Raw genomic sequence first — 9,449 nt, 5'->3', positions numbered from 1 at the left:
TCGGATGGATGCCGGAGCGAAGGAACCCTGAGCCCAAGCGAAGGGCCGTACGTCAGGGGATAGAGCGTTTGGTTACTTTGCGCTTTTCAAAGTAACCCGCCGTCAGGCGGAACCATAGGCGGCCGTTACCGCAGCAATGGGTATGCCCCCAATAGAAAGAGCATCGGACAGGCTTCAGGACTCAGGCGGAGCAGAGGAACCCTTGGGCTGTTTGTGCGAAGCGCGCCACGCAGCCGGGGGCATGCCGAACTGGCTGATGAACCAGCGGGTGAATGAGCTGGCCATGGAGTAGCCGAGCATGTCGGCGATGCGGCTGAGGGCGTAGTTCGGGTTGTCCAGGTAACGCAGCACCAGGTCGCGGCGCACATCGTTGATCACGTCGTTGAAGGCGCAGCCATCGTCCTTGAGGCGACGTTGCAGGGTGCGCACGTTCATGCCCTGGCTCTGGGCGACCTGCTCGATGGTGGCGCGGCCCATGGGCAGCAGCAGGTAGATGGCCTTGCGTACCTCGAACAGCATCGAGGCGCCTTCGTTGTTCTGCAGTGAGTCGAGATAGCTCTGGGCATAGCGCGCCATGGCCGGGTCGGCGTTGGGGTTGGTCATGTCGAGGCTGGCGTCGGAGCAGACGATGCCGTTGAACTCGCTGCCAAACTCCAGGGTGCAGCCGAACAGGCGCCGGTGCAGGTGCAGGTTCTCGGGGGCCTGGTGGGTGAAGTTGACGCTGTAGGGGTGCCAGTGAGAGCCGAGGAGGGCCGAGCACAGGCGGAACATCACACCCAGGGCCAGCTCCGTCGCCTGGCGGCTGGGCATCGGCGATTCGGTCACCACCTCTTCGCGAATGATCACCATCTTGCCGGCCTCTTCGATGAAGATCGCCAGCGAGTCGTTCATCAGGTGCCGGTAATTGACCACCACCTGCAACGCCTCGCGCAGCGTGCGCTGGTGGCTGAGCAGCAGGCTGACCACGCCGAAGTCCGAAAGCTGGCGCGACTCGGCCATGCTCAGGCCGAAGTTCTGGCAGCCGGTGGCGGCGGCCGTGTCTTCCAGCAAACGCACGGCGGCATCGATGGAAATGCGCTGTTCAGGCGCTTGCAGCTGGGTCCTGCTCAGGCCTGCGCTGGCCAATACATCGCGCGGGTTGAACGACAGGTACTGGGTGACCTCCAGGTAGTTGGTCAAGACAGCGGCGCGTACAAGCTTGGTCATGCGAAGGTCTTTCCTGGGCCGGTTGCGGTGGTAACGAGCGTGGCGACTATAGCCAGCACATCATCGGTTGAACAGTTGCGAGTTGCTCTGCAACGGTCGTTCCCAGAGGCCGCACATCACCGCTCCCTGACGCCTCGACCGACACGCACCCATTGATTACAGCGGTCTGCAAGGCATCCGTGGGTTTTCATGACCAACGGTAGCACAGCGATGGCCAGTACCCATTTGTCATCAAAAGAAAAGTGCCTGACGTCCAATGAAAAGCGCCCGGGGTGGGTGCTCTTTAATGTCACACCTACAAGAAAGCGCTGACCACAGAGTCAGCCGAATCACCGAGATAGCGAAGGTGTTGACGTGGACAAACTGCAAACTGCCGCAACCGTTCTGATCGTACCGGGCCTGCGTGAGCACGTTGCCGAACATTGGCAAACGCTGCTTGAAGCAAGGCTGTGCAAAGTACGCAGTGTGCCGCCGCTGGAAACCGACAAACTCGACTGCATGGCCCGCGTGCGTGCGATCCAGCACGAACTGGAGCAGATCGACGGGCCGGTGATTCTCGTTGCCCATAGCGCCGGCGTGTTGATGGTCGCCCATTGGGCGGCGCACTACAGCCACCCGATCAAGGGCGCCTTGCTGGCCGCGCCGCCGGATCTCGATGCCGTCTGGCCGGCAAACTATCCCTCGTCCGAAACCCTGAAAGCCCAGGGCTGGAATCCTCTTCCCCAAGGTCCGTTGCCGTTCCCCAGCATCGTGGCCGGCAGCACCAACGATCACCTTGCCAGTTTTTCCGCCGTGTCCCGCATGGCGCAGAACTGGGGCGCCGAATTGCTCGATCTGGGCGATGTCGGCCATCTCAATCCGGCCGCAGGATTTGGCCCATGGCAGCAAGCCGAGGCACTCATCCTGGAGCTGGATCGCTAATACAGGAGCCGGTCCGGCAACACGCAACCGGCATTTGCCCTCATTCCTGAAAACGCAGGCCCGAAGAGGTTTGCGAGAGGGCGGCTGCGCTAAAAACAAATAGAAAAAGGCGGAGACAACGCAATGCACAACACAAAGAGTCACGGCTTCACCGCTCCACGCTACAGCTTGCTGGCATCGGCCATCCTGGCCGCCATTGTGCCGGCTGCCCATGGGGTAGAGATCGATACGGGGAATCCGGACTGGACCATGCGTGTGGACAACACCATCAAGTACAACTATGGCGTGCGCACTGAAAGTGCCGACAAGCGCATGTTGGGAACGCCGAACAACAACGACGGCGATTACAACTTCCGCAAGTCCGGTACCAACATCACCAACCGTATCGACCTGTTGACCGAAATGGACGTGGTCTACCAGAACGCCATGGGCTTTCGCGTCAGCGCCGCCAGCTGGTACGACAAGGCCTACGAGAACACCGGTTCCAATTCCAACCCGTTCGTCAACGGCAATGGCTCGACTTCCGGCCTGGTAGCCAACGACCCGCGCCTGGCACCCGTCACCCGTGACAACGTCGGCAACGGCAGCCCGCACCTGAGCAACTACGCCCAGCGTTACTACACCGGCCCTTCGGGGGAAATCCTCGATGCCTTCGTGTTCTACAGCACCGAAGTGGGCGAGGAGTCGATGCTCAGCGTCAAGGCCGGCCAGCACAACGTGTTCTGGGGCGAGACCATCCTCAACCCGGTGCATTCGATGAGCTACGGCCAGTCCGGCCTCGATCTGGCCAAGCTGGCAGCATCGCCGGGCACCGAAGCCAAGGAGCTGTTTGTTCCGCGCAACCAGTTGTCGATGTCGTTCACCGTCAACCCCGAGTTGACCCTGGGGGCCCAGTACTTTCTCGACTGGGACGCCGCTCGGCTACCCGAAGCCGGCACCTACTATGGCGGCTCCGACCTGGTCGGTTTCGGCGCGCAGTCGTTCCTGCTGGGTAACACTAATGCTGTCGTGCCTGGCAGTCCTCTGGGCTGCGGCCTGGCGCCGTGCAATGCGTTGACCAACGTCCGTCGCGGCCATGACCTGACGCCGGACAAGAGCGGCGACTGGGGCATCATGGCCAAATGGTCGCCAGCCTGGCTGGACGGCACCCTCGGCGTTTACTACCGCGAAACCTCGGAGATCCTGCCGCAGGCGTGGCTGGACGCCCGGGGCATCAGCTCGGCCAACGCCAACGGCACCCGCCCGGCAGGCCAGGTGCCGGCGGTGGTCAACACGCTCAACTCGCTGAGCACCGCCACCTACCAGATGGCCTATGCCGACAACATCAAGATCTTCGGCCTGAGCCTGTCCAAGGACGTGGGCGGTGTGAGCGTGGGGTCGGACCTGAACGTTCGCCACAACATGCCGTTGGCCAGTATTCCGGCGATCGTCAGCACCAACAGCCCGCTGGGTCTGGGCCAGGGCCTGGGCCTGTTGCCGGCGCGTACCGCGGCGACCGGCGTGGTGTATGACACCCCGCACAAGGGCGACAGCATGGCCGCCACCGGCGACACGCTGCACTGGACGATCAACGGCCTGATCACCCTGCCGAAAACCCCGGTTTTCGATCAGGCGAACCTGCTCGCCGAGCTGTACTACAGCAACCTGCTCAAGCTCGACAGCAAGAATGAGGCGCTCTACAAGGGCAAGGATTCCTACCGCGGCATCGACGCGCCGACCCGTGACAACTGGGGCCTGGCGATCAACTTCACACCCACCTGGTACCAGGTGTTCCCCGGTATCGATCTCAACGCACCGATGTCGGTCAACGTCGGCCTCGATGGCGTGTCCCCGGTCTCCGGTGGCGGTGCCAAGGACACCGGCAACTACGCCGTTGGCCTGGGAGCCGTTGTTTACAACAAATACTTCGTCGACCTGAAGTACGTGGACTCCTTCGGCAAGGCCGACAAATGCAACGTCAGCGGTGTAAGCACCGGCCCGACCGGCGGTGACGGCTCCACCCCGAACGCCTTCAGCGGCAACGAAAACTATGCCTGCTACGCCGGCGGCTACTCGTCCTTCTCCGGTGGCGGTGCCACGACTGAGGATCGCGGCGCCCTGTACCTGACGATGAAAACCACTTTTTGATTCACCACTGATTTGCTCAACGCAAGCAGGAGAATATCAAGATGAAATTTGCTCAAACCGTATTGGCTGCGTCTCTGGCCCTCATCCTCGCCGCCCAGGCACAGGCCGCCGTTTCTCCCCAGGACGCCGCAAAGCTGGGCACCAGCCTGACCCTGGTGGGCGCCGAAAAAGCCGGCAACGCCGATGGCTCCATTCCGGCCTACAACGGTGGCTTGACCACGCCGCCGGCCAGCTTCAAGTCCGGCGACAGCATGCGACCGGACCCCTTTGCCAGTGAAAAGCCGCTGGTGGTGATCGACGGCAAGAACGTTGACAAGTACAAGGGCATGCTCACCGCCACCACGGTGGAACTCGCCAAGCGCTTCCCGACTTTCCGTGTCGACGTCTACCCGACTCACCGCACCGTTTCGCTGCCCCAGGCGATTCTCGATAACGGCGTGAAGAACGCCAGCGGCGCCAAGTCCCTGGAAGATGGCCTGGCCATCGACAACGTGCTGCCGGGCGTGCCGTTCCCGATTCCACAATCGGGCAACGAAGCGATGTGGAACTTCCTGCTGCGTTACCAGGGGGTCAGCATCAGCTCCAAGTACGACTCGTGGAACGTCGACTCCGCCGGCGTGCCGAGCCTGGCGATTACCGGGCAGGCGTTCATTTCCTACCCGATCTACGAGAACCTCACGCAGCCAATCAGCAGCGCCGACGTCTACTACCAGATGAAACTGGCCTACACCGGCCCTGCGCGCCGCGCCGGTGAAGCGGTGATGCTCAAGGACGCCGCCAACCCGCTGCAGCAACCGCGTCGCGCCTGGCAATACCTGCCTGGTCAGCGTCGGGTGAAACTGGCACCGAACCTGGCCTACGACACGCCTAACCCGGGTACCGCGGGCGCGGGCACCTATGACGACGTGTTCGTGTTCAACGGTGCGCTGGACCGCTACGACTGGAAGCTGGTGGGCAAGCAAGAAATGATCGTGCCCTACAACACCTACAAGCTGACCTACGTTCAGGATCCGAAGTTGCTGACCACCGCCAACCACCTGTCACCGGACTTCGTGCGCTGGGAAAAACACCGCGTCTGGGTCGTCGAAGGCACGCTCAAGGCCGGCGCCCGTCACATCTACGCCAAGCGTCGCTTCTACCTCGACGAAGACAGCTGGACAGCTCTGGCTTCGGACCAGTATGACGCTCGCGGCCAGCTGTACCGTGGTTCCTTCGCCTTCCTGAGCCAGAGCTACGACAAGCAGGTGCCGGATTCGACCCCGTTCATGATCTATGACCTGGTCGGCGGCTCGTACAACATCAACGGTGTGGTCGGCCCTTACGGCGGCATCAAGTACATCGATCCGCTCTCCAAGGCCCAGTGGTCTTCGGAATCCCTTGCCGGTGCCGGCATTCGCTAAACCCCGGACTGTAGGAGCGAGCATGCTCGCGATGGACGTTAACGATTACGCGTGCTTTCTGGATGCCCGCGTCGTCCTCAGGTCCATCGCGAGCAAGCTCGCGCCCACATAAAAGTGGTGGAACCGAGTGGTTTTCCGAAGAGGACGCGGTATGTGTTCGTATAAAAATAATTATTTGCAGCTGGCCTGTGGTGTCGTGTTCAGCCTGTTGCAGGGCGTCAGCCTTGCGGCCGATTACGTCGATGTACTGGACCTGCCCGCCACGGTCAGTGCCTTGTCCATCAACAGCCCGTTGTCCGGCATGACCCGTGCCGGCGGGCGCGTGATTACCGTCGGCCAGCGCGGCCACATTCTGTTTTCCGATGATAACGGCCAGCACTGGCAGCAGGCCTCCGTGCCGGTCAGTGCCGACCTCACCGCCGTGAATTTCCCGACCGCGACCCAGGGCTGGGCGGTGGGCAATGACGGCGTGGTGCTGCACAGCAGCGATGCCGGTGCGACCTGGCAAAAGCAACTCGACGGTCGCCAGATCGGCAGCTTGCTGGTCAAGCATTACTCGGCTTTGGCTAGTGCCGAGCCAAACAACGAGCAATGGCCCCAGTTGGCCACGGAAGGCCAACGTTTAACCGATCAAGGCGCGGATAAACCGCTGCTGGATGTCTGGTTCGCCAATGAAAAAACCGGCTATGTGGTCGGCGTGTTCAACCTGATCCTGCGCACCGACGACGGCGGCCAGACCTGGACCCCGTTCCAGGACCGCACCGATAACCCGCAGGGTTTTCACCTCAACGCCATCGCTTCCACCGGCGACGCTCTGTACATCGCCGGCGAGCAGGGCCTGTTGCTCAAATGGGATGGCAGCGCCCGACGTTTCAATGCCGTACCGACGCCTTATCAGGGCAGCTTCTTCGGAGTACTCGGCAAGCCCGGCGAAGTGCTGGTCTACGGCCTGCGCGGCAATGTGCTGCGCAGCACCGACGGCGGCCAGAACTGGACCGCCCTCGACAGCGGCCTGCACGTGAGCATCACCGCCGGCCTGATCGACGCCAGTGGCAACTACCGCCTGTTCACCCAGGGCGGGCAGATGCTGGTCAGCCAGGGGACGGGCGCGCAATTGCATCTGGTAAGGCAACCGGCCCCGACCCCGGTCGCCGGCGCCACCCAGTCCGTCGACGGCAAGCTGGTGCTGGCGGGCAGCCGTGGCGCCCGAACGCTGGCCGCCGAGCCCGCCAAATCAGCCGCCATCGAACCCTAAGAGCGAGAACCCAGACATGGGCAATATCAAACAAGACGCCATGCCGGTGATCCGCGACCTGCGTGATTTCGACCAGCGCTCCGGCAACCGCCTCGAACGCCTGGTGTTCAACTTCCGCCCGCTGTTCATGCTGCTGATGGCGCTGACCACGGTGCTGCTGGGCTATATGGCGATCACGCGTCTGGAACTGCGCCCCAGCTTCGAAAAGATGATTCCGCAGAGCCAGCCCTACATCCAGAACTTCCTGGAAAACCGCGCCTCGCTGCGTGGCCTGGGCAACTCGGTGCGGGTGGTGGTCGAGAACACCCAGGGTGATATTTTCGATCCCGGCTATCTGGACGTCCTCAAGCAAGTCAACGACCAGCTGTTCCTCACCGAAGGCGTCGACCGCGCCTGGATGAAGTCGCTGTGGAGCCCGGGTGTACGCTGGACCGAAGTCACCGAGGACGGCTTCCAGGGCGGCCCGGTCATGCCCGACACCTATTCGGGCAAGCCTGAGCAGATCGAGCAGTTGCGCCAGAACATTTCCCGCGCCGGCCTGGTGGGCAGCCTGGTGGCCAGCGACTTCAAGTCGAGCATGCTGGTGGTGCCGCTGCTGGATAAAGCCGCCGCCGGTGGCCAGCCCATCAACTACCACGCCTTTTCGCAGGTGCTCGAAGAGCAGTTGCGCGACAAGATCGAGTTCGCCGGTGACGCTTCGGCGCGCAAGGCCGGGGAGGAGGGCAAGGGCCAGTACAAGGTGCGGGTCATCGGTTTCGCCAAGCTGATGGGCGACCTGATCGACGGCCTGATCCAGGTGATGATGTTCTTCGGCCTGGCCGTAGTCACCTCGCTGGTCATCATCTATGCCTACACCCGTTGCGTGCGCAGCACACTGCTGGTGGTCGGCTGTTCGCTGATCGCGGTGGTCTGGCAACTGGGCATCGTCGCGTGGCTGGGGTATGCCATCGATCCGTATTCGGTACTGGTGCCTTTCCTGATCTTCGCCATCGGCGTGTCCCACGCGGCGCAGAAGATGAACGGCATCATGCAGGACATCGCCCGTGGCACCCACAAATTGATCGCCGCGCGCTATACCTTCCGCCGCCTGTTCATTGCCGGGGTCACCGCACTGCTGGCCGATGCCGTGGGCTTCGCGGTGCTGATGCTGATCGACATCCCGGTGATCCAGGACCTGGCGATCACCGCCAGCATCGGTGTCGCGGTCCTCATCTTCACCTCGCTGCTGTTGATGCCGGTGGCGCTGTCCTATATCGGCGTCGGTGCCAAGGCTGCCGAGCGGGCGCTGAAAATCGATACCCGCGCGGAAAAGAGTAAAGGCTTCGGCAAACTCTGGGACCTGCTCGACCGCTTCACCGGCACCCGGTGGGCGACCGCAGCGGTGCTGGTGGCGACGCTGATGGGCGCCGGCGGCTTCATGGTCAGCCAGCAACTGAAGATCGGCGATCTGGAAAGCGGGGCGCCGGAGCTGCGTGCCGACTCGCGCTACAACCGCGACAACGCCTACATCACCAGCCACTACGCGCTGTCCAGTGACCTGTTCGCGGTGATGATCAAGACTGCGCCGGAAGGCTGCCTGAACTACAAGACCCTGATCCTGGCCGATCGCCTGGCCTGGGAGCTGCAACAGTATCCGGGTGTGCAGGCCACGGCCTCGCTGGTCAACGCCGTACGGCAGATCACTGCGGGCACCTATGAAGGCAACCCCAAGCTCAACAGCATCCAGCGCAACCAGGACGTGCTGAACTACGCCGCGCAGCAGGCCTCGGTGAACTCGCCGGAGCTGTTCAACACCGATTGCTCGCTGATGCCGGTGATTACCTTCCTCAAGGATCACAAGGCCGAAACCCTCGACGCGGTGGTGGCGATTGCCGACAAGTTTGCCCGGGAAAACAGCACCCCTGATCGGCAGTTCCTGCTTGCCGCCGGCAGCGCCGGGATCGAGGCCGCGACCAACATCGTGGTGCGCGAAGCCAATCACACCATGCTGCTGTACGTGTATGCGGCGGTGACCCTGTTCTGCCTGATCACCTTCCGCAGCTGGCGGGCCACGCTGGTGGCGCTGTTGCCGCTGGTGCTGACCTCGATCCTGTGCGAGGCGCTGATGGTGGCCATGGGCATCGGCGTGAAGGTCGCGACCTTGCCGGTGATCGCCCTCGGCGTGGGGATCGGGGTCGACTACGCCCTGTACCTGCTCAGCGTGCAATTGCACTTCCAGCGCCAGGGGCTGCCGCTGTCCCAGGCCTATCGCAACGCCGTGTCGTTCACCGGCCGAGTGGTCGGGCTGGTGGGCATCACCCTCGCGGCCGGCGTGGTGTGCTGGGTCTGGTCGCCGATCAAGTTCCAGGCCGACATGGGCATCCTGCTGACCTTCATGTTCCTGTGGAACATGCTCGGCGCGCTGATCCTGATCCCGGCCCTGTCGTATTTCCTGCTGCGCGAACGGGTGCCTGCACCCGGCACTGCGGCAACCGCCGAACACATTGAAACCACTGAACGTCCGGGCGTACCTCATGCCCTGACCACTTCCGAGTAAGCCA

Annotated in this window: 6 protein-coding genes; 5 read left to right on the top strand and 1 reads right to left on the bottom strand. The window is 62.7% G+C overall.

Going from position 1 to position 9,449, the window contains the following annotated elements; genetic code table 11:
- Positions 1–174: 174 nt before the first annotated feature.
- Positions 175–1,206, bottom strand: coding sequence for an AraC family transcriptional regulator (locus tag ABTV29_RS16250; RefSeq protein ID WP_433765416.1), 1,032 nt, complete (start codon positions 1,204–1,206; stop codon positions 175–177).
- A 354-nt stretch (positions 1,207–1,560) separates the two neighbouring features.
- On the opposite strand from ABTV29_RS16250, the gene ABTV29_RS16245 reads away from it, so the two are divergent.
- From ABTV29_RS16245 to ABTV29_RS16225, 5 genes are all read left to right on the top strand, one after another.
- Complete coding sequence (locus ABTV29_RS16245) at positions 1,561–2,127, top strand: RBBP9/YdeN family alpha/beta hydrolase (protein WP_433765415.1); 567 nt, start codon at positions 1,561–1,563, stop codon at positions 2,125–2,127.
- A 123-nt stretch (positions 2,128–2,250) separates the two neighbouring features.
- On the top strand, positions 2,251–4,254 hold the full coding sequence (locus ABTV29_RS16240; protein WP_433765414.1) for a DUF1302 domain-containing protein: 2,004 nt from the start codon (positions 2,251–2,253) through the stop codon (positions 4,252–4,254).
- A 41-nt stretch (positions 4,255–4,295) separates the two neighbouring features.
- Positions 4,296–5,654 carry a DUF1329 domain-containing protein gene (locus ABTV29_RS16235; protein WP_433765413.1) on the top strand — a complete coding sequence of 453 codons (1,359 nt, stop codon included), beginning with the start codon at positions 4,296–4,298 and terminating at the stop codon, positions 5,652–5,654.
- A 151-nt stretch (positions 5,655–5,805) separates the two neighbouring features.
- Positions 5,806–6,909 carry a WD40/YVTN/BNR-like repeat-containing protein gene (locus ABTV29_RS16230; RefSeq protein ID WP_433765412.1) on the top strand — a complete coding sequence of 368 codons (1,104 nt, stop codon included), beginning with the start codon at positions 5,806–5,808 and terminating at the stop codon, positions 6,907–6,909.
- Positions 6,910–6,925: 16 nt separating this feature from the next.
- A complete protein-coding gene (locus ABTV29_RS16225) occupies positions 6,926–9,445 on the top strand; it encodes an efflux RND transporter permease subunit (RefSeq protein ID WP_433765411.1) in 2,520 nt (839 codons plus the stop codon).
- Positions 9,446–9,449 lie beyond the last annotated feature (4 nt).

Source organism: Pseudomonas putida, from assembly GCF_050989985.1.
Taxonomy (GTDB): Bacteria; Pseudomonadota; Gammaproteobacteria; order Pseudomonadales; family Pseudomonadaceae; genus Aquipseudomonas; species Aquipseudomonas putida_AI.
The sequence above is the reverse complement of the archived record's forward strand: the minus strand, read 5'-3'. Positions and strand labels throughout refer to the sequence as shown.